Here is a 26,206-nt window from a genome sequence, read left to right as displayed (position 1 = left end):
AATTTACCTCATTAGAACTGTAGACCAGCTTCACGAGCAGCGTCCGCTAAAGTTTGGACACGACCATGATATTTAAAACCGGAACGATCAAAAGCGACAGCTTGTACGCCTTTTGCTAAAGCACGTTCTGCAACAGCTTTACCCACTACTGCAGCGGCATCTTTGTTACCGGTATATTTTACTTGCTCACGAATTGCTTTCTCAACAGTTGAAGCGGCGGCAAGCACTTCTGAACCGTTTGGTGCAATAACTTGTGCATAAATATGACGTGGAGTACGATGAACCACTAAACGGGTTGCACCTTGCTCTTTCATCATATGACGTGCACGAGCTGCACGACGGATACGAGCTGATTTCTTATCCATAGTGTTACCTTAATTATTTCTTCTTAGCCTCTTTGATACGCACCACTTCATCAGCGTAACGTACACCTTTACCCTTGTAAGGCTCAGGACGGCGATAAGCACGAATATCGGCTGCAACTTGACCAATTAACTGTTTATCAGCCCCTTTCAATACGATTTCTGTTTGAGAAGGACATTCAGCAGTAATACCTGTTGGTAAAGTGTGCTCTATTGGGTGAGAATAACCTAAACTTAATGCAACTGTATTGCCTTTAAGCTGGGCTCTGTAACCTACACCCACCAATACTAATTTCTTAGTGAAGCCTTCAGTAACACCGATAACCATTGCATTAACTAATGCACGAGCCGTACCCGATTGAGCATTGGCTTCAACAAAACCTTCACGCGGAGAGAAAGTTAATTGACCATTATCTTGTTTAACTTCAACTGAGTTATGAATTTTGCGAGATAACTCGCCATTTTTACCTTTTACTGTTAATAGCTGACCGTCAAGTTTAACCTCAACACCGGCAGGAATATTAACAGGTGCCTTTGCAACACGAGACATTTTCCTACCTCTCTATTAAGCTACGTAACAGATGATCTCACCGCCTAAACCCGCTTGACGAGCTGCACGGTCAGTCATAACACCTTTAGATGTAGAAACAACAGCAACACCTAAACCACCCATCACTTTTGGTAATTCGTCTTTACGTTTATAAATACGAAGACCAGGACGGCTTACACGTTGGATACTTTCTACAACTGGTTTACCTTGGAAATATTTTAATGTAATTTCCAATTCAGGTTTTGCACCATCTAAAACTTTAACGCTTTCGATATAACCTTCAGCAGCTAATACATTGGCGATTGCCACTTTTAGCTTGGATGAAGGCATACTGATCGCAACTTTGTTCGCAGCCTGACCGTTACGAATACGAGTCAACATATCTGCGATTGGATCTTGCATACTCATTGTGCTTTTTCTCCGATTCCAAAATAAAGTGGTATATTACCAACTTGCTTTTTTAAGGCCTGGGATTTCACCGCGCATTGCAGCTTCACGAACCTTAATACGGCTTAAACCAAACTTACGAAGAACGCCGTGAGGACGTCCGGTTTGGCGGCAACGGTTACGTTGACGAGATGGGCTAGAATCACGTGGTAAAGATTGTAACTTTAACACTGCATTCCAACGATCTTCGTCAGAGGCATTGACATCAGAAATAATTTTCTTCAATTCCATACGTTTAGCATAGAATTTTTCAGCCAATTTAACGCGTTTTACATCGCGTGCTTTCATTGATTGTTTAGCCATAATAACCTGCCTTATTTACGGAATGGGAAATTAAAGGCAGCAAGTAGTGCTTGACCTTCTTCATCATTCTTAGCAGTGGTTGTGATAGTGATATCTAAACCACGCACACGATCTACTTTATCGTAGTCGATTTCAGGGAAGATGATTTGTTCACGCACACCCATGCTGTAGTTGCCACGACCATCAAATGATTTCGCGCTTAAACCGCGGAAGTCACGGATACGTGGAACAGCAATTGTAATTAAACGTTCAAAGAACTCCCACATACGCTCACCGCGTAGTGTTACTTTACAACCGATTGGATATCCCTGACGGATTTTAAAGCCTGCAACAGATTTGCGAGCTTTGGTTACTAAAGGTTTTTGACCGCTAATTGCTGTTAAATCCGCTACTGCGTTGTCTAGCAATTTTTTATCGGTCAATGCTTCACCCACACCCATATTCAGGGTAATCTTTTCGATTCGTGGGACTTGCATGACAGATTTGTAGCCGAATTTATTTTTTAATTCGTTTACTACTTGATCTCTGTAGTAATCATGCAGTTTCGCCATCGCATTACTCCAGTTTGTTAGATAATTTCATTGTTAGATTTAAAGAAACGGACTTTTTTACCTTCTTCAAATCTAAAACCTACACGGTCAGCTTTATTTGTTTTTGGATTGAAAATCGCAACATTTGAAGCATCGATTGCTGCTTCTTTTTTCACTAAACCACCCGCTTTTCCTAATGCAGGAACCGGTTTTTCATGTTTAGTGATAATGTTGATACCCTCAACAAATACTTTACCGTTTGGTAACACTTTAGTTACCTTGCCACGCTTGCCTTTGTCTTTACCAGCAAGCACGATTACTTCATCGTTTTGACGAATTTTTGCAGCCATTTGTCACTTCTCCTTACAGTACTTCTGGTGCCAAAGAAATGATCTTCATAAACTTCTCAGAACGAAGTTCACGAGTCACCGGTCCAAAAATACGAGTACCGATTGGTTGCTCTGTGTTATTGTTTAAAATGACACAGGCATTACCATCGAAGCGAATGACTGATCCATCTGGGCGACGAACACCCTTCTTGGTGCGCACAACAACTGCTTTTAATACATCACCTTTTTTCACTTTACCGCGTGGAATCGCTTCTTTTACGGTAATTTTGATGATGTCACCAACAGCAGCATAACGACGGTGCGATCCACCTAGAACCTTGATACACATTACGCTGCGAGCGCCTGAGTTATCAGCAACATCCAGCATAGTCTGTTCTTGGATCATATTAGTGCTCCGTTAAGTTTAAAAAAACACCCTTTTCGGGACGAACCTACTTACACCATAATAAACGGGTAAGAGGTGGCGGAATATAGCATAAAGCACTCATCTAATCAATAAGATTTTATGCCATGAAAGGAAAATTAAAGAGAGGCACTTTTTATAGTGCAATTTGAGGAAAATATTGCTCGGTAATGTCCACCAAATCCATTAAAGAAATTAATTGAATTGGGTTTTCTTTTGGCAAAAGTGCGGTCAAATTTCTTGCCGAAGTATCTGTTTCAAGAATAAAACATTGCCCTTTACAACATGCAAAATACTGGAGATATTTAACCGCAAGCAAAACCCCATCCTGCCAAAGCACCACCGCATCATTTTCTGTTACACACGCAAGAAGATCGACCAATTCATCGCAGCCATACTGTGCTTGAGAAAAACAATAGAGCATACTTTCCCCTTTAAAACGTGAGCACTTTCTCTGCTTGATGTAATTTTGTCATCAGCAAAGTGCGATCAATTTTTTCTACGGATAAAATGAAACTATCTTTATCTATTTTTAATTTTTCAAGGGAATTTTGACAAACAAAACGTTGTTCAATGCCGTATAAATCTAATAATTTAAAGGTGCGAATAAAATCTTTTTGCAATAACCATTCCGGCTGCTGTCCATTCAATAGATTAAACACACCATCATCAATAAAAAATACGCCAATTTCGTCTTCTTCGCAAAATGCCGTGGCGGCTAATAACGCATCTAATCCTTCTCTTGCAACGGAAGAACCATGAGGTGCAGTGCGAAATAAAAAAGCCATTTTCATAATGTGATAAGCCTGTCTGATTTTAATACTGCCGCCATAAATTCCCCTAAACCGGCAATCACAAAGCCCTCTGCCAGATTATGATTTTCGCTCTCTTTTGCCGTCATGCTATCGACAATGCCACGACGTTGTGAGGCGGCCACACATAAATGCAAAGGAATGGCATTCTGCTTAGCAAAAAGCTGCCAATATTGCTGCAGATGGGTTTCATCATTTGCAGGATAAACAAAGGCATTACCATTGCTCACCCCTTCTTGAAAAAAGAAGATTTGTGTAATGGTATGCCCTTTTTTAACTAATGCTTCTGCAAATTGATAGGCAAGATAAGCCCCTTGTTTACCGTAAATCGGGCTTTTTACTGCAAGCACATAATTCATTATTCTTGATCTTGTTTAATTTGACGAATGTAAAGGTAAACGGTATGACGGGAAATATTTAAACGCTCTGCCACTAAATTAATTGCATCTTTAATATCAAAAATCCCTTTTTCATAGAGGGACACCACAATTTGGCGGTTCTTATTGTTATTGGCGACGCCACGATCCGTATTCACTTCTTCTACGGTTTTCTCAATCGTTTGAGAAACCAGTTCCTCAACAGAGCTGGCAAAATTAACCGATGAAGTTTCTTCCGCTTTCATTGCCGGCATGAAAGACTGAACAAACTGTGAGATAGGCACATCAAGATTAATGTTAATACAGAGCAATCCAATCATTCGCTGATTTTTATTTCGAATAGCAATCGTGACGGATTTCATCAAAACATTGCCCTTTGATCGCGTAAAATAGGGCTGTGACACACTTTCACTTTGCATATTACGCAACGAACGCAATGCCCAATCCGTGATAGGCGAGCCTACCTGACGGTTGGTATTATGCCCATTAGCAATACAAATTGCGGAGTGTTCAATATCTTCTAAAGAATGTAAAACAATCTCACAATGCTCGCCGATAAGCGCACTGACCCCATCGACCACCGCTTTGTAAGAATTCAAAATTGTGCGATCTTCATCAGTGAAAATATGTTTGTGATATAACATAAGCAAGACCTAATCGACATTCAAAATGACCGCACTTTGTGCCATAAAATTAATAATAAAGCACAAGCCAATGCTTGTGCTTCCATTTAAATCATTCATTATTTTGTTTTTGGATTGACATCTAGCACTTCAACATCAAAATACAGTGTTGCATTAGGTGGAATTGATGCGCCTGCACCTTGTTTACCATAAGCCAATTCCGGTGGAAGAACTAATTCAATTTTTCCGCCTTTTTTCACCAGCTGAAGTCCCTCTGTCCAGCCTTTCACCACCTGGTCTAAACGAAACTCTGCCGGTTGCCCTCGACCAATAGAACTATCGAAGACTTCACCATTTGGTAGCTTACCGGTGTAATGCACTTTCACCGTATCCGTTGGCTTAATCACCTCACCTTTTCCTGCTTCAACGATGCGATATAACAAACCGGATTTCGTGGTTTTCACGCCTTCTTTTTTGGCAAATTCAGCACGGTATTTATCCCCTTCCTCTTGTGCCTTTTGTGAAATTTCTTTCATTTTCGCCTGTTCGCGCGCTATCACTTTTTGTTGAAACTGCTCTAATGTTTGGCTCAATTCACCAATTTTTTGCTCGGTAAATTTACCCTTTAATACATCTTCTACCGCTTTATTTACCTGCGCTTCATTTAATTTAATTTCACCTTGCTCTGCCATGATTTTTGCTTGCGTCATGGAATAAGCCGCTAAGGCATAAGAAACCTCATCGTTGAACTTTGCATCCGTCTTTTCATCTGCCAAAACTGTGCCGGAAACCACCGCACTTATCATTAATGCAGCAAATGACATTTTTTGAATTTTTAACATGATTATTAATCCCTTATAATAGAAAAGTGCCGGATAGATTAAATCGGATTTAAGCTATTCTCAACTTTTTTTTAAAATTTAGAGAAAAATTATGCAAATTCAACAAATGTTAGAAAATCGTATTACCGAGCTTGAAACAAAAGTGGCATTTCAAGAACAATTACTAGAAGAACTTAATCAGGCATTGGTGCAACAGCAATTTGATATGGATAGAATGCAGCTACAATTGCGTTATATGGCGAATAAATTAAAAGATTTCCAACCCTCAAATATTGCCAGTCAAGCGGAAGAAACGCCACCGCCCCATTATTGAAAAAAATGGATAATCCACGCTATGATTATCCATTTTGGCTTATACTTATTTTGCCACAGTGAAAGAAAAGTCAGGATAACTCTTCTCCAAAATTTGAACCTTTAACTTATATTTTCCTAAAGGATCGGACTCATCAAAACGCCAGCATCTCACTAAGTGGCCTTGCTCAGATGCATTTAAGGTACTGCGGATAACATTCTCTCTCCCATTTTTTGACGTGGAGACTTCTGAACCATTTGCCACTACGTTTTGTTTTTTCGGTGCTTTCAATGTTTCCACTACGCTCACTGTTTGACCAAATTGCCCCTGTGCGACCCAACAAAGTTGAAGGTTAGGATTGCTGCGAGATAGTGTCGTGGTTTTAAGATCTGTAAAAACTTCTGTGGAAGTATTAAACACGGAAAGATAAATTTCCGGTAAATCCGTTTTTTCCTCTTTTTTATTTTCCTCACCAGTTGCTTGCGCAAGGTTTATGACACCCAATAGTGCTGTTGCACTCACCATTAAACCTAATGTTTTTTTCATTTTCCTTTCCTTTTTATTCATCAAACGAAATAAATAACACCCGTTTATTGCACAATCATCGTGCCAATACAGCCCATATCGGCCAGCATCAGGTTCGATGCACCAAAGATAAACGGGTAAGTATTAGAAGAAGGTTGGTCAAAACGCACCAAAATTTGCGTTTTTCCTCTCACCCAGACCGTGTCTTTCCAAGCTAATTCACTTTCTTCCGGCACACCTTTTTCATCACTTTCAATGATAAATTTTGCACCCTGAATGGTAAACCCAACAGGTAAAGAGGCGTTGATAATCCACCGTTCAACCGAACCTTGTTTCGCCACCACATCCACACGACGCGGATCGAAACGTTTTTGATTGATTAACCCATTGGAAACATCCAATACAAACTCCCGTTCGCCTGCCACCACCGCTTTTCGCATGGAAACAGCATCCGTTTCAAAACTAACCGCCATTTTTTGTGCAAACGCGGAAAAATCTCCCTGAGGGCGTAATTCCAACACGGTATTTTCCACTAACTCGCCATCTGCAGAAAAAATCTGTTTCACTTTGTCAAAAATACCCCGTTTATGCCCGGAAATCAGCGAAACATTGCCCCCCTCACTTAAATTGACGAGGATTTCCGTCCGCTCTCCGGGGGCTAAAATAAAGGATTTCACCTCTTTCCCCTGTGGAAGAAAGCCTAAGTCTTTTGCAATCACCGTGATATCTTGATCATTATCCAAACGTAATTCATAGGCTCGCGCCAAAGAGGCATTGAGCAAACGCAATCTCACCCACCCTCGAGGCACATCTAAATAAGGGGCTTCCAAGCCATTAACCAATAAGCGGTTGCCCACAAAGTGCGGTTGATTTTGTTTGAATAGCTGCAACCCTTCACGATTAAATTCCATATCTTGTAAAATCAACGGAATATCATCCACTCCATATTTACGGGGAAGAGCTGATTTAACGCTGTGCTCATCTTCAATCAACCACATTCCCACCAAACCACGGTAGGTTTGATAGGCAGAATTAGCCAATGTCGCAGAACGATACCAACAAGTGGCAGCCGGTTGATTAATCGGCACAATCGGCGCCCAAGACTCCCCTTTTTTTAATACCCGAGCCGCACCGCCGAACAGCTCGCCGGAAGCCTGCAACCCTTGAATAGAAAGAGAAACGTGTTGAGGTAAATTATTGTGATAATTCAGTTTTGCAAAACTGCCCGACTTAATTTTTATGGTCGGCCCTAAATAATTGCCATTAAAACCCCACACACTAACTTGGTGCTCACCATCTAACCGATAGCCCATTTCTTCCATCGTCAGTATAATCGGGCGACCACGACGCACTTCAACCAAGGGTGGCACCACTAATTTTGATCGTGTGGCGGCCATTAAAGGGGTTGGCACAGAAAAAAGTGCGGTGGAAATGGCACTTGTTTTTAGTAACTGGCGGCGGGAAAGTTTAAGCATGTTGGCTTTCCTTATCCTGCTGGGCTTGCCTAATTTCTTCATCTAATTCGGCAATGCGTTTTTCCATTAAATCATGGCAATATACCGCTAAATCACGGACATTTTCTTTGCTATAACCGCTTGTATCAATCGGTTCCATCATTTCACAAATGACCTTACCATTATCCCAACGATTGAGATCAATTTTATTATGGGTGGTAGAACACACCACCGGAACAACCGGCACACCAGCAGCGATCGCCGCATAAAAAGCCCCTGTTTTAAAAGGGAGTAACCCTCGCCCACGGCTACGAGTTCCCTCCGGGAACATCCAAATGGAAAGATCATCTTTATTAATGCGCTCCGCCAACTGTGACATTGTGCTATGGGCTTTAGAACGATTTTCCCGATCCAAAAAAACGTTTCCCGTCACCCAATATAAAATGCCAAAAAAAGGGATCCAAATTAGGCTTTTTTTCCCCACACTCACTGTTCGAGGCAACACCATATAAGAAATGGTCACCATATCGTAATTGTTTTGGTGGTTTCCAATATAAATTGCACGCCCAATATTTGCCGTGTTTTTCGGGAAACGGTGTTCCACCTGTAAACCAAACAATGGCGACAAACGCCCGAACCATCGTGCAACCACACTCACATTACTTGGATTTTTAAAGCGGATAAAAGAATAGATCGTGCCAAGGACACAAATTAAAATACAACACACCACCACAACGAGAATTCGAGCCAGTTTTAACATATCAATACCTATGAGAAAATTTCGCAAAAGTATAGCAAATTAGAAGGGATTTTGTGCTAATCTAGGCAAAAATTTACGGAAATTTTATGAAAAAGACCTATTTCATTTCAGATCTTCACCTCAGAGAAACACAGCCGGAATTGACCGCACTTTTCCTCGACTTTATGCAAAATCTCGCCCCAACGGCAGAGGCAGTTTACATTTTGGGGGACTTATTTGATTTTTGGATTGGTGATGATGAACAATCCCCCCTCATCATTCAAGTGAAAAATTCGATTAAACAGATCACGGCACAAGGCATTGCTTGTTATTTCACCCACGGCAACCGTGATTTCCTGATTGGAAAACGCTTTGCAAAAGAAACCGGCATGACCTTGTTGCCTGATTATCACATAATTAATCTTTACGGTGTGCCTACCCTGCTTTGCCACGGCGACACCCTGTGTATTGATGATGTGAAATACCAACAATTTCGACAAAAAGTCCATCAAAAATGGCGACAATGGCTCTTTCTTCATTTACCCCTAAAAGTGCGGTTAAAAATCGCAGAGAAAATTCGAGCGAAAAGCCGGAAAGACAAAGCCCAAAAACCCGATGACATTATGGATGTAAACCGCCCTTTCACCTTAGCCCAAATGCAACGGTTTAATGCCCCTTGCTTAATTCATGGACACACCCACCGTGAAGCCATTCATCATGAGGAAGGCAAAAAACGTATTGTATTAGGCGATTGGCGAACCGATTATGCCTCCATTTTAATGGCAACAGAAAAGGGGGAAATGGTTTTCCTAAAATAAAGCCTCTGTGGAACAATTAGGCTGATTTTCACACTTATAACTTTTTTATCTATCAAATAGCCTTTATTTCTTTCCAAAATTTAAACACCTTTCGTACGATAAATAGGCAAGTTATTTTTCGATAGGAGTTTTTTATGTCTCAATTTACCATTCACACCATTGAAACCGCACCGACTGCTGCCAAAGAAGCCTTAACCGCAGTGAATAACGCCAATGGATTTATTCCCAATTTAATCGGAGTGTTAGCCAACGCCCCAACAGCCTTAGAAACCTACCGTACCGTGGGCGGGATTAATGGCAGAAACAGCCTTAATGCCACAGAACGTGAGGTGGTGCAAATCACTGCGGCGGTGGTGAACGGTTGTGGGTTCTGCGTGGCAGGTCATACGAAAATTGCCTTGAAAGTATTAAAGTTAGAAGAAGATCTTGTCAATCAAATTCGTGCCACCGCACGCATTGAAAGTGATGAAAAACTAGATACCCTTGCCCGCTTTACCCTTGCCGTTATCTTACAAAAAGCGAAACTAACCCAAGCACAACTCCAAGCCTTTTTTGATGCAGGTTACACACAAGAAAATGCCATTGATGTGCTCCTTGGCATCAGCCTCGCCACATTATGTAACTACGTCAATAATATTGCAGAAACCCCGATAAATCCTGAATTACAGCCTTTCGCCTGATTCCCCCCCAATGGCAAAGTCTTCTCTTTGCCATTTTTTTAGGCATTGCGAATGCGAAATATGTGGGCATATTGAATAATCAATCCGTTATTAATAAAAAGGAAATCCAATGAATAGTCGTGATCTTTACCCTCATGAAATATTACAAGATGTCATTGACAAAAGTTATGCCAAATCACAAGGACATCTTAAAACGCTCGCTATTCTCAGTTTTTTAGGAGGGGGCTATGTCAGTTTCGGCTATATGGCTTATTTAAAAGTAGTAAGCGGTATTCCCTCTGAATGGAGCGGACTTGCGACTTTATTAGGGGCTGCTGTCTTTCCTATTTGTTTAATCTGTATTCTGATTGGCGGAGGAGAACTCGCCACCGGAAACATGATGATGATGGCATTAGGACGTCTGAGCAAACGTGTCAGTTTCAAAAAATTAGTCCAAAACTGGGGCATCGTCAGCCTTGGCAACCTGGCCGGCGCACTGTTTATGGCATTTTTCTTAGGGCATTATGTAGGCTTGGCTGAGGGCATGGCGAGTGCAAAAACCATCGCCATTGCCGAAGCCAAAGTACAAATGGATTTTTTCCGAGCTTTCGTTTCAGCCATAGCTTGTAACTGGATGGTTTGTATGGGAATTTGGTTTTATTTTGGGGCGAAACAAACCTCAGGTCGAATTCTTGCCATGTGGTTTCCCGTAATGATTTTCGTGCTTATCGGCTTACAACATTTTGTCGCCAATATGTTTATTATTCCTGCCGGCATTTTTGCCGGTGCAGAAATCACTTGGGGAGCATTTTTTCTCAATATGATCCCGGTTTTTCTTGGCAATGTCACCGGAGGTGCCGCTTTCGTGGGCGCTTCTTATCTCTATGCCTATCGCCATTTATTAAAAGAAGATTATCAAATCTAAACAAAAGTGCGGTCAAAAAGAACAACGTTTTTTGTAACCGCACTTTCAATGCCTATTTCACAAAGATAAACACAATATCGCTATTTCTTTTCTCTTAAAAGCGCTTCAATACTTTCCACCAACCAATCAAATACGATTTTTACACGAGGATGAGTGACATTTCTGTATGGGCGATAAACATAAGCTGTCCATTGTTTGCGGGCAAGTTCGGGGAAAAGCTCCACCAATTCACCACTTTTTAGATAGGGTGCACAGAGAAAACGTGGCAAAAAGGCGATGGTTTGGGCTTGTCGGACAGCCGTAAGCTCATCGGCAATACAGGTAGCGGTAAACTTCGGACGAGGAGGGATAAACTGCGTTTTGTGGGACAAATACCACGCATAAGCCCGCCCGGTGTTGGGATTGAATAAGGCACTCAGCGGATAATTTTTGAGGTCTTGCCAGTTTTCCGGATGCCCGCAGCGTTCTAAAAGCGTTGGCGATGCCACAATACAATCTTCGACCAAACCGACTTTACGAATAATAAGCCGATTGTCATCAGGCATGCCAAAACGAAAACCCACATCAATTTGTTCATTCACCACATCTTCTACCGTCAATCTTGCTTGCCAATGTAGCCGCAAATCAGGATAAGCGGCGGCTTTTGCCAACACTTTTTCCAGCACCGCTTGCATTAACGGGATTTCAGGCACGGCAATTCGGACTATCCCTGCAATTTCCTGTGTGTTTAATGATTTTCGATAGCTAAACAACCGTTCTGCATCAGCAATAAGCTGTTGCGCTTGTGGTAAAAACGCTTCACCGAAATCCGTCAATTTAACTTGTCTTGTACTGCGTTGAAACAACACTTCGCCAAGTGTTTTTTCCAATGTGCCAATTGCCCTTGATACCACTTGAGGAGATAACGCAAGACGGTTTGCCGTTTCACGAAAATGCAAAGTTTCAGCCACACTACAAAAAATCCGTAATATTTCCAGTTTATTCATCATTTCACTTATCTCTCATTTGTTGCTTGAGGCGATACTATATGATTAAACCTCAAAGAGGAATAATAAAATCCATAATAAGGAATTATATTGCACATAATTTTCGATATAATGCGCTTGTCTAAATGACAAAATGATTTGAAAAATGAACAGGAGAACGACTATGAGAATGTCACCGGAACGTTTAGCAAAAGCCTTTGAACAAGAAAAAACCATTTCAGCAGAAGATTATGAAAAAGTGAAAGGGTTAGCAGCAATCGTCCGTCCACTTCGTAGCTTCATTTTTAAAACCCCTGATGAATATGGTATGGCCTATGAAGAACTCGTCATTCCCTCTGATGACGGTGTACCTTTAGAAGCCTGGTATATTCCCGCTAAAGAAAAATCCGATAAACTCATTATTTTCAACCACGCATTACCCATGTGCCGTTCTGGTTTCCCGGGGCATTTCGGTATGCCATGGGCCGGGTTTGATGCGGTAGAAATCGATTTTGTTATCCAATACAAACACTTAACCGATGCCGGCTATAATGTCTTAACTTACGATATTCGCAATCATGGCAACAGTGGGGCAGCGAATGGCGGTATCAGCGGCATTGGTAACTGGGAATGGCGTGATTGTGTCGGCGTGAAAAAATGGGTCGATGCCCACCCTGAACTGAGCAAAATGACCGTCGGTTTATACAGCCAATGTATGGGCGGTAACTCACAATATCGAGCGATTAAAGAACGCCCTGAGTTGTTTGCTAACGTAAAATGTATGGTAAGCCCAATGGTGGTTTCCATGGCGGCAATTTATGATGCTTTCTCCGAATTGCAGGGCGTGCAACAATATCAAGAATTGATTGATTTGGAACTGCTTCGTATGGGGGGATTCACCGCAGCAGAAATGACACCACATCTGACCGCTCCTTTTGTGCATATGCCGACACTCATTGTTCAAGTAAAAGATGATGCTTGGACACGCAATCCGGAAGATGGACAAAAAACCTTTGATTTATTGGCATCGAAAGAAAAAGAAATCTTTTGGATCGAAGGAACAACCCGACGCTTTAAAGACGGTTACAACTGGTTTGGACGTGAACCGAAAGTTGTCCTCGATTTCTTCGCCAAATATATGAAGTAAAGTGCGGTCATTTTTAATCGACTTTTTGTCAAAAATATAGCCTATGTCGATAGCACAACATAGGCTATTTCTTTAAATTAAAAAGCAGAGGAAAAAATTATGAAAAAAATCACCCTCATCAGCGGGCATCCTGACTTATCCATTTCCGTTGGCAATAAACTGATTTTAGATGAACTCCAAGCCCATTTTGGTGAAAAAATCAATATTCGAAAATTGGATAGTCTTTATCCAAACTATCATTTTGATGTTGCGGCAGAACAAGCTGCTCTGGTGGAAGCCGATATCATCGTATGGCAATTCCCGATGTATTGGTATAACGTGCCTGCATTACTTAAAAAATGGATTGATGATGTATTGTTGCACGACTTCGCTTACGGCAGTAAAGGCGACAAATTACGGGGAAAAAAATTCATTTTGTCCTTCACCACAGGCGGGGGTGCCGATGAATACGATGGTAATCACGCCCATAGAATCAATGCCTTCTATCCTGCCTTTATGGACACTGCAAAACTCTGTGGAATGTGCTGGCAAGAACCGGTTTATTCACACGGCATACTTTACATTGAAGGCGTCAGTGATGCAAAAGCGCTATCTAATGTGCAGGCTATCGCTAACGATCACGCTAAGCGGTTAATTGCTCGTTTAGAAAACCTTTAATGATCCAATCATAACCACTTCCCAACTTTATTTTTGATATAAAAATCTCCATTGCGCTGACCGCTCAATGGAGAATATGATTGCTTTAACGTTTTATGATTTAAAAACTCGATCCCGGTTGGGTTAAAAATTCAATTTCTTCTGCACTACTTTCCCGTCCTAACACGGCATTTCGATGAGGATAACGACCGAAGCGGTCAATAATCACTTTATGTTTTAATTCAAAATCCACGCTTTCTTCGGGACCAAATTGTTTAAATAAAGGCACGGCTTGCTCGTGAATCACTTTGCTTTCACTGTGCATTAACGGCATCAGCATAAAATGACGTTCACGCACGGTCATCTTGCTAAATTCAGGCTGTTTGATGGCTTCTTGAGCCAGTGCAATAGCCATATTATCTTGGGCAAATGCCAACGGGCTATCACGATGTAAATTGCGTGAAAACTGGTCTAGCACAATAATTTCAGCCAATCGCCCCTGCACGGTTTCACGCCAATGGCTTAATTCCGATTGTGCGGCTTGCTGCCACAACGCATAAAATTGTTCACGAATTTGGCGGTCAAATTCTTCACTTTTTGCAAACCAAAAAAGCTTTGTTTCCTCACTAAACCAAAAATCAAGTACAACTTGGTAAGACATTGCTTTCTCCTATCAATAAAAAAACGGACATATTTTACACAAAAACGCCTTAATAAAGAATGCGCTAAAACAACACGCAAACGTTTTCGTTTTATACCCTTTTCCTTTATAATGGCGCACAATTTTTATTTCTATTCACTCAAAGGGAATCCTTATGTTTCAAATTTTTCGTGGCTCACCTGCTCTTTCCGAATTCCGTATCCATGGCTTAATGCAAAAATTCCAGCAAAACGGATTAGCGGTGCGCTCTGTCTATGCCGAGTATATCCATTTTGTAGAACTGAATAGCACACTTTCCGGCGAACAGGAAAGCAAACTAAAAGCCTTGCTCCATTACGGCCCAACCTTGGCAGAACACGAAGCAAAAGGGGAAACCTTTATTGTTATCCCACGTTTCGGTACGATTTCTTCTTGGTCATCTAAAGCGACAGATATCGCTCACAACTGTGGGTTAAAAGAAGTGGCGAGAATTGAGCGGGGGATTGCCTATTACTTTGCATTTAACCAACCCTTAGATGAAAAAACACTGCCAAAATTGACCGCACTTTTACATGATCGCATGATGGAAACCGTCGTGCGGGATGCCAAAGAGGCCGAAATGTTATTCCACCATCAAGCGCCAAAACCTTTTACCACAGTGGATATTTTAGGCGGTGGTCGAAAAGCCTTAGAAACCGCCAACATTGAGTTGGGGCTTGCTTTGGCAGAAGATGAAATCGATTATTTGGTGGACAATTTCACCAAACTTGGACGCAACCCGAACGATATCGAGCTTTATATGTTCGCTCAAGCGAATTCCGAGCATTGTCGCCACAAAATCTTTAATGCCGATTGGGTGATTGACGGTGAAAAACAAGACAAATCCTTGTTTAAAATGATTAAAAATACCTTTGAGAAAACCCCGGATTTCGTGCTTTCCGCTTATAAAGATAATGCGGCAGTAATGGAAGGCTCTAAAGTGGGGCGTTTCTTTGCCGACCAAGACGGACAATATCGCTACCACAATGAAGATGCGCATATTTTAATGAAAGTGGAAACCCACAATCACCCAACAGCGATCTCCCCTTTCCCGGGGGCGGCAACCGGCTCCGGCGGGGAAATTCGTGATGAAGGCGCAACCGGTCGTGGAGCAAAACCCAAAGCAGGATTAACCGGCTTTTCCGTGTCAAATTTGGTGATCCCAAACTTTGAGCAACCTTGGGAAAATCCACTTTCCAAACCTAACCGCATTGCTTCAGCACTCGATATTATGATTGAAGGCCCGTTAGGGGGAGCGGCATTTAATAATGAATTTGGTCGCCCTGCATTACTTGGCTACTTCCGTACTTATGAAGAAAAAGTAAACAGTTTTAACGGTGAAGAAGTGCGGGGTTATCACAAGCCCATTATGCTGGCAGGCGGTATCGGCAATATTCGAGCCGAACATGTACAAAAAGGCGAAATTCCTGTGGGCGCAAAACTTATCGTCTTAGGCGGCCCGGCGATGAATATCGGCTTGGGTGGCGGTGCGGCTTCCTCAATGGATAGCGGTAAATCAAAGGAAAATTTAGATTTTGCTTCCGTTCAACGGGAAAACCCTGAGATGGAACGCCGCTGCCAAGAGGTGATCGACCGTTGCTGGCAACTCGGTGAAGAGAACCCCATTTTATTTATTCATGATGTGGGAGCAGGCGGTTTATCCAATGCCATGCCGGAATTGGTACACGATGGCGAGCGGGGCGGAAAATTCGATTTACGTTCCATTCTTTGCGATGAGAAAGGGATGTCCCCGCTTGAAATTTGGTGTAACGAATCACAGGAACGCTATGTGTTAGCCGTTGCTCCGGAAAAACTGGATTTATTTACCGCACTTTGCGAACGTGAACGTGCGCCTTTTGCGGTGATTGGTGAAGCCACGAGAGAACAACATTTAACCTTGCACGATAGCCATTTCAACAATAATCCGATTGATTTACCAATGAATGTGCTACTCGGTAAAACACCGAAAATGACCCGCAATGTGCAATCAAGTGCGGTCGAAAATCCCCCTGTTTTACAAGAGAATATTGTGCTGAAAGAAGCCCTGCACCGTGTGTTACGTTTACCGGTGGTGGCAGAAAAAACCTTCCTCATTACCATTGGCGACCGCTCTGTCACCGGTATGGTGGCACGGGATCAAATGGTCGGCCCATGGCAAATTCCGGTTTCCGATGTGGCAGTCACCACTGCAAGCCTTGATAGCTATCACGGTGAAGCCATGGCAATGGGTGAACGTGCGCCTGTGGCCTTACTTGATTTTGCGGCTTCTGCCCGTTTGGCCGTGGCTGAATCCATCACCAATATCGCCGCCACCAACATTGGTGAGATGAAACGCATTAAACTTTCCGCCAACTGGATGTCGGCGGCCGGCCACAGGGGAGAAGATGCCGGACTTTATGAAGCGGTGAAAGCCGTCGGTGAAGAACTTTGTCCTGCACTTGGCCTCACCATTCCGGTGGGAAAAGACTCCATGTCGATGAAAACCACTTGGGAAGAAAATGGTGAGAAGAAAACCGTCACCGCTCCACTTTCTTTAGTCATCAGTGCCTTTGCTCGAGTGGAAGATGTGCGTAAAACCGTCACCTCACAACTGCGTACCGATAAAGGATCTTCCCGCCTCTTGTTGATCGATTTGGGTGAAGGTAAAAATCGCCTTGGAGCGACCGCACTTGCTCAGGTTTATAAACAACTGGGTGATAAACCGGCAGATGTGGAAAATGCGAAAACATTGAAACAGTTTTTTGATGCCATGCAAACTTTGGTGGCAGAGCGTAAATTATTGGCTTACCACGACCGCTCTGACGGGGGCTTAATCGTCACCCTCGCAGAAATGGCCTTTGCCGGAAACTGCGGTATCGAAGTGGATATTTCTGCCCTAGGCGATAATGATCTTGCGGTATTATTTAACGAAGAACTGGGAGCGGTCATTCAAGTGGCAGAAAGCGAATTAAACGCTGTGCGTGAAATTTTAAATGCCCACAATTTATTACCATTGACACACGAACTCGGGGCGGTAACCAGCGATGATCGAATCGAAATCGCACGAGGCAATAAAAAATTACTCTGTGAAAAACGTTCTGAATTGCGGGGTATTTGGGCGGAATTAACTCATCAAATGCAACGTTTGCGTGATAATCCGGAATGTGCCGACCAAGAGTTTGAAGCGAAAAAAGATCCGCAAAACAAAGGATTATCGGCCTTCCTAAGCTATGATCCGAATGAGGATATTGCCGCCCCTTATATTGCCAAAGGAGCCAAACCGAAGGTTGCGGTGCTTCGTGAACAAGGGGTCAATAGCCATGTGGAAATGGCAGCAGCCTTCGACCGTGCCGGTTTTGCCGCTATTGATGTTCACATGAGTGATTTAATGGCAGGACGTTACAATCTAAATGATTTCAATGCCATGGTTGCTTGTGGCGGTTTCTCTTATGGAGATGTGCTTGGGGCAGGTGGCGGCTGGGCAAAATCGATTTTGTTCAATCCGCAATTACGGGATCAATTCAGCCAATTCTTTGCCAATGAAAACACCCTTTCTTTGGGGGTATGTAACGGTTGTCAGTTTATCTCCAACCTTGCGGAAATCATCCCGGGGGCAGAAAACTGGCCACGTTTTGTGCGTAATAAATCCGAACGTTTTGAAGCCCGTGTCGGCTTAGTGAAAATCAACGACACCCACTCTTTGTGGTTCCAAGGTATGGCAGGTTCCCATATGCCGATCGCGGTTTCTCATGGTGAAGGACGGGTTGAATTCAAAACACCGGAAAATTTAACCGCACTTCAAGCACAAAATTTAATTGTGGCACAATATATTGATAACAACTTGAATGTGACGGAAACCTATCCGGCTAACCCAAATGGTTCGGCTTTAGGGATCACCGCCATTTCCAATGTGGACGGTCGAATTGCCGCTATGATGCCGCACCCTGAACGGGTATTCCGAGCGGTGAGCAACTCGTGGTATCCGGAAAATTGGAGCGAAGATGGCGCTTGGATGCGGTTATTTAGAAATGCTAGAGTGGCGTTTAAATAAAGCTAACCACTGAGAAGATAACCATTTAAATCGAGGGAATAAGATGCTTATTCCCTCGATTTTTTATGGACGGTATGAAATGAAAAATGCGGTTGAAATCAACCGCACTTTTGACCTTTTAATAAAGCACTCTCGCTCGGATTGTGCCGTCAATTTCACGCAATTTCGCCAAGAGCGGCTCGGTATCTTCTGTTTCCACATCCACCACCACATAACCGATTTTCGGATCAGTTTGTAAATATTGGGCGGCGATATTAATATTGGCTTCCACAAAGATTTGGTTGAGTTTGTTTAACACACCCGGGCGGTTTTCGTGAATATGTAATAAACGCTTGGTGCCGGCATGTTCCGGTAAAGACACTTCTGGGAAATTCACTGAAGATAAGGTAGAACCATTGTCGGAATATTTCACAAATTTTCCGGCGACTTCAAAACCGATATTTTCTTGTGCTTCTGCAGTAGAGCCACCAATATGCGGGGTTAAAATCACATTATCAAATTCACGTAATGGCGAAACAAATTCTTCATTGATTGATGCCGGTTCAACCGGGAAAACATCAATTGCTGCCCCATGAATTTTCCCCTCTTTTAGGGCTTGGGCAAGGGCATCAATGTCCACCACCGAACCCCGTGCCGCATTGATTAAAATAGCCCCCGGTTTTAGCTGTGCAATACGCTCTGCACTCATTAAATTACGGGTTGAAGGTAATTCCGGTACATGTAAAGAGATCACATCACAACTGCTTAACAACTCTTCCAAGGTCGCAATCTGTTTGGCATTGCCAAGGGGCAGTTTGTTTTCGATATCGTAGAAATACACATCCATCCCTAAGGATTCCGCAATAATACTTAATTGAGAACCGATATGCCCATAACCGATAATCCCTAATTTTTTGCCCCGCACCTCGTGCGAGCCGGTGGCGGATTTATTCCATACCCCACGATGCACTTCGGCATTGGCTTGCGGTACATTACGCATCAAAAGCAAAATTTCCCCTAAGACTAATTCTGCGACAGAACGGGTGTTTGAAAAAGGGGCGTTAAAGACCGGAATACCTCGTGCTTTTGCTGCATTCAGATCAACCTGATTCGTGCCAATACAAAAACAGCCCACCGCAATGAGTTTTGGTGCGGCATCAATCATTTCCTCCGTTAAATGGGTACGAGAACGCAAGCCGATAAAATGTGCATCTTTAATAGCCGCTTTTAACTCATCACCATCAAGGGCTTTTTTGTAATAATCAATATTGGTATAGCCTGCCGCATGCAGTGTATCTAACGCACTTTGATGCACGCCTTCAAGCAATACAAATTTGATTTTTGATTTGTCGAGTGAAACTTTATTTGTCATGTTTGCTTTCCTTATGAGTTATTTTTATTGATTAATCAATGATCTTTGCCCCTTCCTGCGTGCCCACGATCACAACATCGGCACTTCGCAGAGCAAAGATGCCATTGGTGACTACGCCTGCAACATTATTGAGTTCTTTTTCCATTTCCACTGGGTTTAAAATGGCAAAATTATGTACATCTAAAATTACATTACCATTATCCGTCACCACACCTTCACGGTATTCCGGCGCCCCGCCAAGGGCGGCTAATTTTCTGCCTACTTGTGAACGAGCCATGGGGATCACCTCCACCGGTAATGGAAAGGTTGAACCCAACACATCCACTTGCTTGCTCTCATCCACAATGCAAATAAATTTTTTCGCTAAGGCAGCTACGATTTTTTCTCTCGTCAAGGCTGCACCGCCGCCTTTAATCATCATTTTTTGCGGGTTAATTTCATCAGCGCCGTCCACATAAATATCCAACCCTGACACTTCATTGGCGCTAAACACTTCAATGCCTTGTTTACGAAGCAATTCTTCAGAAGCCTTTGAGGCCGCTACCGCACCTTGAATTTGATGCTTCATTGCCCCTAAGGCCTCAATAAAACAATTGACTGTTGAACCACTTCCCACCCCTACAATGGTATCCGCTTTAACATATTTTAAAGCGGCTTGGGCAGCGAGCTTTTTCATTTCTAATTGATCCATTTCTGTTCCTCTTTTTCAGAAGTAAACGATTGCGTTACTTTAATACGCACAAATTAAATAAACAAGTGCAAATTTTGATGAGCCATCATGAAAAAATAACATGGGTTAATCCTCTGTTAAAAACAAAGTGAGCAGCTCATTTAAAAATAATTTTCCATGTTCGGTGATCTGCCAAGCAGTTTGGGTTTCTACGATATAGTTTTGTTGAAGGGCAAGATCCATCTGCGCTTTAACCATACCGGGTGCGAGCCCCGTGTAAGCCTCAAACTCCGCTTTCGGCACGGCTTCCAATAAACGGAAACGGTTCATAAAAAATTCAAAAGGGCGGTCAATTTCGGGAACGTTTTTTTCCTCATAAAGATACTCCCCTCTCAAATAGCCTTTCGGGTGTTTGGTTTTAGAAAAACGCAAAATTTTCCCGTTAGGAAACGTGAGTTTTCCGTGTGCGCCACAACCTATCGCCAAATAATCACCAAAACGCCAATAATTCATATTGTGTCGACATTGAAATCCCGGTTTGGCATAGGCAGACGTTTCATATTGCTGATAGCCTGCCTCAGTGAGTAATTGGTGTCCTTGTTCAAAAATAGCCCAAAGTGCCTCTTCATCAGGCAGTCTTGGAGGACGATAGGCAAACATCGTGTTCGGCTCAATGGTGAGTTGATACCAAGAAAGATGAGGGGGCGCAAGTTCAATGGCTTGGCGTAAATCCGCTAAAGCCTCATCCAAGGTTTGATGAGGTAGCCCATGCATCAAATCCAAATTAAAACTTTGCAGCCCAGAAACTTTCGCCAAATTGACCGCACTTTTGGCTTCTTCTGCGTTATGAATTCGCCCAAGACGCTGCAGTTTATCATCGTTAAAACTTTGAATTCCCATGGAAATTCTCGTCACCCCCGCAGCCATATAGCCTTTAAAACGTTCCGCTTCAACCGTCCCCGGATTGGCCTCCAAGGTGATTTCAATCTCTTTTTCAAAGGAAATCTGTTTTTTTATTTCACCCAATAAATACCCGATACTTTCTGCCGAAAACAAGCTCGGCGTGCCACCGCCAATAAAAATGGAATGTAACTGACGGCCTTGAATACTTTCCTGAAAACGCACCAGATCCGCTTGTAAATCTTGCAACAAGTGAGAGATATAGTCTTTTTCGGGAATCTCACCTTTTTGCGCGTGGGAGTTAAAATCACAATAAGGACATTTCTGCACACACCAAGGAATATGGATGTAGAGAGAAAGCGGAGGAAGTTTAAGCATGATAGTGGATAGATTGGAAGATATTTTGTGTTATTTTATGCCATTATAAAATACAACGGAAAATTTTTTAAAAGAGAGGCGTTGATCTACGGCTTTCATTTAAATAAGTTAGAATATCTTATTAGTAAAAGAATAGGCTCTCACATTGAGAGCCTATTTATTATCAATTTTCCACTCTTAGTTCACTGAAAAATATGTCAATGAACCCGGGCCGACAGGTAAACCAAATACGAAAACCCAGAGGTAGAAAAGGGTGACCCAGCCGATAATGAAAATAAATGAATAAGGAATCATCATCGCCATGAGTGTCCCTACGCCTGTATCTTTTTTATAACGTACTGCGACTGCCATAATTAAGCCAAAATAGCTCATCATCGGTGTGATAATATTCGTTGTTGAATCACCAATACGATAGGCTGCCTGGATCACTTCCGGTGCATACCCGACTAACATCAGCATTGGAACAAAAATAGGAGCGGTTAATGCCCATTGGGCGGAAGCGGAGGAAATCATCAAATTGATAAAAGCACAAACTAAGATGAAACCGATAAAAAGCACAGGGCCGGTTAAGCCAAGTTCAATCAGTAAATTCGCTCCTTTTACCGCCACAATTGAACCTAAGTTCGTCCACTTAAAAAATGCCACAAACTGTGCCGCAAAGAAGACTAATACAATATACATCCCCATTGAAGCCATTCCTTTCGACATCGATTTGACAATATCTTGAGAAGAGTTCATTGAACCGGTCACTCGTCCATAGATGTAGCCGGGAATGGCAAAAAAGATAAAAATAAAAACCACAATGCCATGTAAGAAAGGTGAACCTGCGACAAGTCCTGTTTTAGGGTGGCGTAAGATACCGTTTTCAGGAACAATGGTCCAAGCAAGAAGTAAGGAAAAAATGATCATTGCAATTGCGGCCCACATTAAGCCCTTTTTCTCATTTGCGGTTAATTTTTCCACTTTATTGTTGAGAATAGTAGGATCATCGGCATCTTGAGGATTATATTTTCCAAGCTGTGGTTCAACGATTTTTTCAGTGACTAAATAGCCCAAAATACTCACTAAAAATGTACTCACAAACATAAAATACCAGTTTGCCTCAGGGCCAACCACATAATTAGGCTCAATTAAACGGGCGGCCTCTTGGGTAATTCCTGATAAAAGCGGATCCACGGTGCCTAATAGCAAGTTCGCACTATATCCGCCTGAAACACCGGCAAAGGCGGCGGCAATCCCTGCTAGCGGATGACGGCCAAGTGCATGAAAAATCATGGCGGCGAGAGGAATTAAGACCACATAACCCAATTCTGCCGCTGTATTTGAGATCACCGCAGCGAAGACGATGGTGAAAGTTACCAATTTTTTCGGTGTCCCCACGACAAGTCCCCTCAAGGCCGCAGAAATCATACCTGAAGATTCAGCAATGGATACCCCCAGCATTGCCACTAAAACCGTACCAAGTGGAGCGAAACCGGTGAAGTTTTTCACTAAACTACTCACCATATAAGCAAGCCCTTCTTGGCTAAGTAGGCTTTTCACCACAATATCACCGGAATGATTAGGTCGTGGATCGACAACACTCACATCAAAATAATGCAAAATAGCTGAAAGCAAGATCAAAATAGCGCACATCAACATAAATAAAATCACAGGATGTGGCAGTAAGTTTCCGAGCCATTCCACCCCTTTTAAAAAATGTTGAATTCGACTGTTTTTCTGAGAAACGGTTGATGACATAGGCATATCCCTTTTATTGTTTAAAGAATAGGCTTTATATTCGCATATTTTTCACTGAATCCCAAAACAAAATTTTCATTTCAAAAACAGCTGAATCACATTTTTTTAACTTTTTATTTGAATTGTCAAAAAATTAAAATTTAATACAAACAAAAAAGGCTTGTTTTCACAAGCCTTTAAAAAATATTGAATTAATTGACCGCTCTTGTGGTTTTCGTGGCGGCTTTACGACGTGGTGTTTTCGGTTTGGCTTCCACTTTGACGAATTCAATCCCTTCAGGTGGGTTTTCAAGTGCCAAGCCCAACACTTCATCAATGGTTTCTACCGCATGAATCGCAAGACTTTGTTTCACGTTATCCGGAATGTCTTCCAAATCTTTCACATTCTCTTTTGGAATTAATACGGTTTTTATCCCACCACGGTGTGCAGCCAAGAGTTTTTCTTTTAAGCCGCCGATTGGCAAGACTTTACCACGCAAGCTGATCTCTCCTGTCATTGCCACATCCGCACGCACTGGGTTGCCCGTTAAACAAGATACCAGCGCCGTACACATGGCGATCCCTGCACTTGGGCCGTCTTTTGGTGTTGCACCATCCGGTACATGAATATGAATATCACGTTTTTCGTGGAACTCAGGATTAATGCCAAGTCGATCAGCACGGGAACGTACCACCGTCATCGCGGCTTGGATAGATTCTTTCATCACATCCCCCAAAGAGCCGGTGAAAGTTAACTTACCTTTACCCACCACAGAAGCTGTTTCAATGGTGAGCAGATCACCGCCCACTTCTGTCCACGCCAGACCGGTGACTTCACCTATGCGATTTTGCGTATCCGCTTTGCCAAATTCAAAGCGTTTCACGCCAAGATAATCATGAAGATTATCTGAATTAACGGTGAGCGATTTCAACTTCGGATTGACCAATAAATTTTTCACCGCTTTGCGGCAAATTTTGGAAATTTCCCGTTCCAAATTACGCACACCGGCCTCTCGGGTGTAATAGCGGATAATGTCTAAAATCGCACTTTCTTCTACCACCAATTCCCCTTTCTTCAAACCGTTACGTTCAATTTGTTTTTGTAACAAATGACGCATGGCGATGTTGAGTTTTTCATCTTCCGTATAACCGGAAAGGCGAATCACTTCCATACGGTCAAGCAACGGCCCCGGAATATTCATGGAGTTTGAGGTGGCCACAAACATCACATCGGAAAGATCATAATCCACTTCTAAATAATGATCGTTAAACGTGGTGTTTTGCTCTGGATCAAGCACTTCTAATAAGGCAGAAGCCGGATCGCCACGCATATCCGATGCCATTTTATCGATCTCATCAAGTAAGAATAAAGGGTTTTTCACCCCAACTTTTGCCATTTTTTGAATGAGTTTGCCCGGTAATGCACCAATGTAGGTTTTGCGATGACCACGAATTTCTGCCTCATCCCGCACGCCACCTAATGCCATACGCACATATTTGCGCCCTGTTGCATTAGCAATAGATTGACCAAGCGAGGTTTTTCCCACACCCGGTGGGCCGACTAAGCAAAGAATTGGCCCTTTGATTTTATTAAGGCGTGCTTGCACCGCAAGATATTCTAAAATGCGTTCCTTCACCCGATCTAAACCATAGTGATCCGCATCTAATATTTGTTGCGCTTTGGTGATATCTTTTTTCACTTTCGTGCGTTGATGCCATGGCACTTGGATCATCCATTCAATGTAGCTACGCACCACTGTGGCTTCTGCGGACATGGCTGACATCATTTTGAGTTTTTGTAATTCGCTTTCGACTTTCTCACGAACCTCTTTCGGCATTTTTGCCGCATCCACTTTTTGACGAAGCTGTTCCACTTCATCAATGGTGTCCTCGCTTTCACCCTCGTCCATTTCTTTGCGAATGGCTTTAATTTGCTCATTCAAATAATAGTTACGTTGGCTTTTTTCCATTTGTTTTTTCACACGGCTACGAATGCGTTTTTCTACTTGTAGAATGTCCGCTTCCGATTCCATCATCCCTAACAAATATTCCAAACGTTCTTGAACATCAGCCAATTCCAACACACTTTGTTTATGACGAACACTCACCGGTAAATGTGCCGCCATGGTATCTGCCAAGCGATCGGCATCATCAATCCGTTGTAGTGCGCCTAACACATCAGCCGGCACTTTTTTATTCAATGTCAGGTAATTTTCAAACTCGGATAAGACCGCATTTTTTACAATATCCACTTCCTTTTCATTACCATAAAGGGTGTCAATCGGTGTGATTTTTGCGGAAAAAAATTGCTCTCCTTCCTCAAGATGATTAATTTTTGCCCGTTGCTGACCTTCTACAAGCACTTTTACCGTACCGTCAGGTAATTTTAAAAGCTGAATAATATTGGCAATGGTGCCCACATCGAACACATCATCAACGGTTGGTTCTTCTAAATCTGCTTGTTTTTGTGAAACCAGAAGAAGCTGTTTATTTTCATTCATCGCTTCTTCAAGAGCATTAATGGATTTAGCACGCCCTACAAAAAGCGGCATCACCATATAAGGGAAAACCACGACATCTCGTAATGGCAATACGGGCATCGTGCGTTGTGTTCTTTTGGCGTTCATATCTTCTCTCTAATTCTATTTCGACAATTTGGGGTAATATGGGGGTGGGTTTGATAAATTCAAGTGGACGAGGGTCAGGTTGGGTAAAAGTGC

At 42.5% G+C, this 26,206-nt stretch carries 29 protein-coding genes; 7 read left to right on the top strand and 22 right to left on the bottom strand.

The genetic code is table 11. From position 1 onward, the window contains the following. Window positions 1-11: 11 nt before the first annotated feature. The 12 genes from rplR to BKK48_RS04385 all read right to left on the bottom strand — a co-directional run bounded on the left by rplR (window position 12) and on the right by BKK48_RS04385 (window position 5,599). Window positions 12-365, bottom strand: a complete 354-nt coding sequence (rplR, locus tag BKK48_RS04440) for a 50S ribosomal protein L18 (protein ID WP_077415362.1) — start codon at window positions 363-365, stop codon at window positions 12-14. A 13-nt stretch (window positions 366-378) separates the two neighbouring features. After that, complete coding sequence (rplF, locus tag BKK48_RS04435) at window positions 379-912, bottom strand: 50S ribosomal protein L6 (protein WP_077426961.1); 534 nt, start codon at window positions 910-912, stop codon at window positions 379-381. A 15-nt stretch (window positions 913-927) separates the two neighbouring features. Then, window positions 928-1,320 carry a 30S ribosomal protein S8 gene (rpsH, locus tag BKK48_RS04430; protein WP_077426960.1) on the bottom strand — a complete coding sequence of 131 codons (393 nt, stop codon included), beginning with the start codon at window positions 1,318-1,320 and terminating at the stop codon, window positions 928-930. Window positions 1,321-1,356: 36 nt separating this feature from the next. Further along, window positions 1,357-1,662, bottom strand: coding sequence for a 30S ribosomal protein S14 (rpsN, locus tag BKK48_RS04425; protein ID WP_077426959.1), 306 nt, complete (start codon window positions 1,660-1,662; stop codon window positions 1,357-1,359). 11 nt (window positions 1,663-1,673) lie between these two features. Continuing rightward, window positions 1,674-2,213, bottom strand: coding sequence for a 50S ribosomal protein L5 (gene rplE, locus BKK48_RS04420; RefSeq protein WP_018356926.1), 540 nt, complete (start codon window positions 2,211-2,213; stop codon window positions 1,674-1,676). 17 nt (window positions 2,214-2,230) lie between these two features. Further along, window positions 2,231-2,542 (bottom strand): 50S ribosomal protein L24, encoded by a 312-nt coding sequence (gene rplX / locus BKK48_RS04415; RefSeq protein ID WP_077426958.1) that lies wholly within the window; start codon window positions 2,540-2,542, stop codon window positions 2,231-2,233. 13 nt (window positions 2,543-2,555) lie between these two features. Then, window positions 2,556-2,927, bottom strand: a complete 372-nt coding sequence (rplN, locus tag BKK48_RS04410; RefSeq protein ID WP_077415353.1) for a 50S ribosomal protein L14 — start codon at window positions 2,925-2,927, stop codon at window positions 2,556-2,558. Between the two features lie 154 nt (window positions 2,928-3,081). Then, window positions 3,082-3,369, bottom strand: coding sequence for a DsrH/TusB family sulfur relay protein (locus tag BKK48_RS04405; RefSeq protein ID WP_077426957.1), 288 nt, complete (start codon window positions 3,367-3,369; stop codon window positions 3,082-3,084). Window positions 3,370-3,379: 10 nt separating this feature from the next. Next, entirely contained in the window at window positions 3,380-3,739 is a 360-nt protein-coding gene (gene tusC, locus BKK48_RS04400; RefSeq protein ID WP_077426956.1) for a sulfurtransferase complex subunit TusC, read from the bottom strand. After that, on the bottom strand, window positions 3,736-4,116 hold the full coding sequence (gene tusD, locus BKK48_RS04395) for a sulfurtransferase complex subunit TusD (protein WP_077426955.1): 381 nt from the start codon (window positions 4,114-4,116) through the stop codon (window positions 3,736-3,738). Before tusD ends, tusC begins: the two co-directional genes overlap by 4 nt. After that, window positions 4,116-4,778, bottom strand: coding sequence for a helix-turn-helix transcriptional regulator (locus tag BKK48_RS04390; protein ID WP_077426954.1), 663 nt, complete (start codon window positions 4,776-4,778; stop codon window positions 4,116-4,118). Before BKK48_RS04390 ends, tusD begins: the two co-directional genes overlap by 1 nt. A gap of 98 nt (window positions 4,779-4,876) precedes the next feature. Further along, a complete protein-coding gene (locus BKK48_RS04385) occupies window positions 4,877-5,599 on the bottom strand; it encodes an FKBP-type peptidyl-prolyl cis-trans isomerase (protein WP_077426953.1) in 723 nt (240 codons plus the stop codon). 91 nt (window positions 5,600-5,690) lie between these two features. Between BKK48_RS04385 and BKK48_RS04380 the strand changes: the two genes are divergently transcribed. Next, window positions 5,691-5,912: a SlyX family protein gene (locus BKK48_RS04380; protein WP_077426952.1), complete on the top strand. Its 222-nt coding sequence runs from the start codon at window positions 5,691-5,693 to the stop codon at window positions 5,910-5,912. 45 nt (window positions 5,913-5,957) lie between these two features. Here BKK48_RS04380 and BKK48_RS04375 read toward each other — a convergent pair whose 3' ends face one another. The 3 genes from BKK48_RS04375 to BKK48_RS04365 are packed head-to-tail and all read right to left on the bottom strand — an operon-like array spanning window position 5,958 to window position 8,630. Then, window positions 5,958-6,437, bottom strand: a complete 480-nt coding sequence (locus BKK48_RS04375) for a hypothetical protein (RefSeq protein WP_077426951.1) — start codon at window positions 6,435-6,437, stop codon at window positions 5,958-5,960. 44 nt (window positions 6,438-6,481) lie between these two features. Then, entirely contained in the window at window positions 6,482-7,891 is a 1,410-nt protein-coding gene (locus BKK48_RS04370; protein ID WP_077426950.1) for a multicopper oxidase domain-containing protein, read from the bottom strand. Further along, complete coding sequence (locus BKK48_RS04365; RefSeq protein ID WP_077426949.1) at window positions 7,884-8,630, bottom strand: 1-acylglycerol-3-phosphate O-acyltransferase; 747 nt, start codon at window positions 8,628-8,630, stop codon at window positions 7,884-7,886. Before BKK48_RS04365 ends, BKK48_RS04370 begins: the two co-directional genes overlap by 8 nt. A gap of 86 nt (window positions 8,631-8,716) precedes the next feature. On the opposite strand from BKK48_RS04365, the gene lpxH reads away from it, so the two are divergent. The 3 genes from lpxH (at window position 8,717) to BKK48_RS04350 (ending at window position 11,011) form a co-directional block, all read left to right on the top strand. Continuing rightward, window positions 8,717-9,427: a UDP-2,3-diacylglucosamine diphosphatase gene (gene lpxH / locus BKK48_RS04360; protein ID WP_077426948.1), complete on the top strand. Its 711-nt coding sequence runs from the start codon at window positions 8,717-8,719 to the stop codon at window positions 9,425-9,427. A 134-nt stretch (window positions 9,428-9,561) separates the two neighbouring features. Then, entirely contained in the window at window positions 9,562-10,107 is a 546-nt protein-coding gene (locus tag BKK48_RS04355) for a carboxymuconolactone decarboxylase family protein (RefSeq protein ID WP_077426947.1), read from the top strand. A gap of 109 nt (window positions 10,108-10,216) precedes the next feature. Continuing rightward, window positions 10,217-11,011, top strand: a complete 795-nt coding sequence (locus BKK48_RS04350; protein WP_077426946.1) for a formate/nitrite transporter family protein — start codon at window positions 10,217-10,219, stop codon at window positions 11,009-11,011. 80 nt (window positions 11,012-11,091) lie between these two features. Here BKK48_RS04350 and BKK48_RS04345 read toward each other — a convergent pair whose 3' ends face one another. Then, window positions 11,092-12,000: a LysR family transcriptional regulator gene (locus tag BKK48_RS04345; protein ID WP_077426945.1), complete on the bottom strand. Its 909-nt coding sequence runs from the start codon at window positions 11,998-12,000 to the stop codon at window positions 11,092-11,094. Between the two features lie 160 nt (window positions 12,001-12,160). Between BKK48_RS04345 and BKK48_RS04340 the strand changes: the two genes are divergently transcribed. Both BKK48_RS04340 and BKK48_RS04335 read left to right on the top strand, forming a co-directional pair. Then, a complete protein-coding gene (locus BKK48_RS04340; protein WP_244154858.1) occupies window positions 12,161-13,123 on the top strand; it encodes an alpha/beta hydrolase family protein in 963 nt (320 codons plus the stop codon). A 99-nt stretch (window positions 13,124-13,222) separates the two neighbouring features. Next, window positions 13,223-13,780 (top strand): NAD(P)H-dependent oxidoreductase, encoded by a 558-nt coding sequence (locus BKK48_RS04335; protein ID WP_077426943.1) that lies wholly within the window; start codon window positions 13,223-13,225, stop codon window positions 13,778-13,780. A gap of 100 nt (window positions 13,781-13,880) precedes the next feature. On the opposite strand, the gene BKK48_RS04330 is transcribed toward BKK48_RS04335, so the two are convergent. Next, entirely contained in the window at window positions 13,881-14,420 is a 540-nt protein-coding gene (locus tag BKK48_RS04330; protein WP_077426942.1) for a DUF924 family protein, read from the bottom strand. Window positions 14,421-14,574: 154 nt separating this feature from the next. Between BKK48_RS04330 and purL the strand changes: the two genes are divergently transcribed. Then, window positions 14,575-18,468 carry a phosphoribosylformylglycinamidine synthase gene (purL, locus tag BKK48_RS04325; protein ID WP_077426941.1) on the top strand — a complete coding sequence of 1,298 codons (3,894 nt, stop codon included), beginning with the start codon at window positions 14,575-14,577 and terminating at the stop codon, window positions 18,466-18,468. Between the two features lie 118 nt (window positions 18,469-18,586). On the opposite strand, the gene serA is transcribed toward purL, so the two are convergent. The 5 genes from serA to lon form a co-directional block, all read right to left on the bottom strand. Beyond that, window positions 18,587-19,819, bottom strand: a complete 1,233-nt coding sequence (serA, locus tag BKK48_RS04320; RefSeq protein ID WP_077426940.1) for a phosphoglycerate dehydrogenase — start codon at window positions 19,817-19,819, stop codon at window positions 18,587-18,589. Between the two features lie 31 nt (window positions 19,820-19,850). Continuing rightward, window positions 19,851-20,510 (bottom strand): ribose-5-phosphate isomerase RpiA, encoded by a 660-nt coding sequence (gene rpiA / locus BKK48_RS04315; protein WP_077426939.1) that lies wholly within the window; start codon window positions 20,508-20,510, stop codon window positions 19,851-19,853. Between the two features lie 105 nt (window positions 20,511-20,615). Further along, a complete protein-coding gene (gene hemW, locus BKK48_RS04310; RefSeq protein WP_077426938.1) occupies window positions 20,616-21,767 on the bottom strand; it encodes a radical SAM family heme chaperone HemW in 1,152 nt (383 codons plus the stop codon). Window positions 21,768-21,944: 177 nt separating this feature from the next. After that, the gene (locus BKK48_RS04305) at window positions 21,945-23,507 is read right to left on the bottom strand and encodes an AbgT family transporter (RefSeq protein WP_077426937.1); all 1,563 of its coding nucleotides are present in this window, start codon (window positions 23,505-23,507) and stop codon (window positions 21,945-21,947) included. A 191-nt stretch (window positions 23,508-23,698) separates the two neighbouring features. Continuing rightward, window positions 23,699-26,113, bottom strand: a complete 2,415-nt coding sequence (lon, locus tag BKK48_RS04300) for an endopeptidase La (protein WP_077426936.1) — start codon at window positions 26,111-26,113, stop codon at window positions 23,699-23,701. Between the last annotated feature and the right edge of the window lie 93 nt (window positions 26,114-26,206).

It is taken from the genome of Rodentibacter heidelbergensis (assembly GCF_002000125.1).
GTDB lineage: Bacteria > Pseudomonadota > Gammaproteobacteria > Enterobacterales > Pasteurellaceae > Rodentibacter > Rodentibacter heidelbergensis.
This window is presented reverse-complemented; position numbering and strand designations above follow the sequence as displayed.

Excerpts from the sequence above, each read along its gene's own strand:
- hemW (WP_077426938.1), bottom strand. The coding sequence starts at position 21,767 with ATGCTTAAACTTCCTCCGCTTTCTCTCTACATCCATATTCCTTGGTGT.
- BKK48_RS04385 (WP_077426953.1), bottom strand. The coding sequence starts at position 5,599 with ATGTTAAAAATTCAAAAAATGTCATTTGCTGCATTAATGATAAGTGCG.
- rplN (WP_077415353.1), bottom strand. The coding sequence starts at position 2,927 with ATGATCCAAGAACAGACTATGCTGGATGTTGCTGATAACTCAGGCGCT.
- lon (WP_077426936.1), bottom strand. The coding sequence starts at position 26,113 with ATGAACGCCAAAAGAACACAACGCACGATGCCCGTATTGCCATTACGA.
- BKK48_RS04345 (WP_077426945.1), bottom strand. The coding sequence starts at position 12,000 with ATGATGAATAAACTGGAAATATTACGGATTTTTTGTAGTGTGGCTGAA.
- rpiA (WP_077426939.1), bottom strand. The coding sequence starts at position 20,510 with ATGGATCAATTAGAAATGAAAAAGCTCGCTGCCCAAGCCGCTTTAAAA.
- BKK48_RS04335 (WP_077426943.1), top strand. The coding sequence starts at position 13,223 with ATGAAAAAAATCACCCTCATCAGCGGGCATCCTGACTTATCCATTTCC.
- tusC (WP_077426956.1), bottom strand. The coding sequence starts at position 3,739 with ATGAAAATGGCTTTTTTATTTCGCACTGCACCTCATGGTTCTTCCGTT.
- BKK48_RS04355 (WP_077426947.1), top strand. The coding sequence starts at position 9,562 with ATGTCTCAATTTACCATTCACACCATTGAAACCGCACCGACTGCTGCC.
- purL (WP_077426941.1), top strand. The coding sequence starts at position 14,575 with ATGTTTCAAATTTTTCGTGGCTCACCTGCTCTTTCCGAATTCCGTATC.
- lpxH (WP_077426948.1), top strand. The coding sequence starts at position 8,717 with ATGAAAAAGACCTATTTCATTTCAGATCTTCACCTCAGAGAAACACAG.
- BKK48_RS04375 (WP_077426951.1), bottom strand. The coding sequence starts at position 6,437 with ATGAAAAAAACATTAGGTTTAATGGTGAGTGCAACAGCACTATTGGGT.
- rpsH (WP_077426960.1), bottom strand. The coding sequence starts at position 1,320 with ATGAGTATGCAAGATCCAATCGCAGATATGTTGACTCGTATTCGTAAC.
- rplX (WP_077426958.1), bottom strand. The coding sequence starts at position 2,542 with ATGGCTGCAAAAATTCGTCAAAACGATGAAGTAATCGTGCTTGCTGGT.
- BKK48_RS04350 (WP_077426946.1), top strand. The coding sequence starts at position 10,217 with ATGAATAGTCGTGATCTTTACCCTCATGAAATATTACAAGATGTCATT.
- BKK48_RS04305 (WP_077426937.1), bottom strand. The coding sequence starts at position 23,507 with ATGTCATCAACCGTTTCTCAGAAAAACAGTCGAATTCAACATTTTTTA.
- BKK48_RS04340 (WP_244154858.1), top strand. The coding sequence starts at position 12,161 with ATGAGAATGTCACCGGAACGTTTAGCAAAAGCCTTTGAACAAGAAAAA.
- BKK48_RS04405 (WP_077426957.1), bottom strand. The coding sequence starts at position 3,369 with ATGCTCTATTGTTTTTCTCAAGCACAGTATGGCTGCGATGAATTGGTC.
- serA (WP_077426940.1), bottom strand. The coding sequence starts at position 19,819 with ATGACAAATAAAGTTTCACTCGACAAATCAAAAATCAAATTTGTATTG.
- BKK48_RS04365 (WP_077426949.1), bottom strand. The coding sequence starts at position 8,630 with ATGTTAAAACTGGCTCGAATTCTCGTTGTGGTGGTGTGTTGTATTTTA.
- rpsN (WP_077426959.1), bottom strand. The coding sequence starts at position 1,662 with ATGGCTAAACAATCAATGAAAGCACGCGATGTAAAACGCGTTAAATTG.
- BKK48_RS04380 (WP_077426952.1), top strand. The coding sequence starts at position 5,691 with ATGCAAATTCAACAAATGTTAGAAAATCGTATTACCGAGCTTGAAACA.
- BKK48_RS04370 (WP_077426950.1), bottom strand. The coding sequence starts at position 7,891 with ATGCTTAAACTTTCCCGCCGCCAGTTACTAAAAACAAGTGCCATTTCC.
- tusD (WP_077426955.1), bottom strand. The coding sequence starts at position 4,116 with ATGAATTATGTGCTTGCAGTAAAAAGCCCGATTTACGGTAAACAAGGG.
- BKK48_RS04390 (WP_077426954.1), bottom strand. The coding sequence starts at position 4,778 with ATGTTATATCACAAACATATTTTCACTGATGAAGATCGCACAATTTTG.
- BKK48_RS04330 (WP_077426942.1), bottom strand. The coding sequence starts at position 14,420 with ATGTCTTACCAAGTTGTACTTGATTTTTGGTTTAGTGAGGAAACAAAG.
- rplF (WP_077426961.1), bottom strand. The coding sequence starts at position 912 with ATGTCTCGTGTTGCAAAGGCACCTGTTAATATTCCTGCCGGTGTTGAG.
- rplR (WP_077415362.1), bottom strand. The coding sequence starts at position 365 with ATGGATAAGAAATCAGCTCGTATCCGTCGTGCAGCTCGTGCACGTCAT.
- rplE (WP_018356926.1), bottom strand. The coding sequence starts at position 2,213 with ATGGCGAAACTGCATGATTACTACAGAGATCAAGTAGTAAACGAATTA.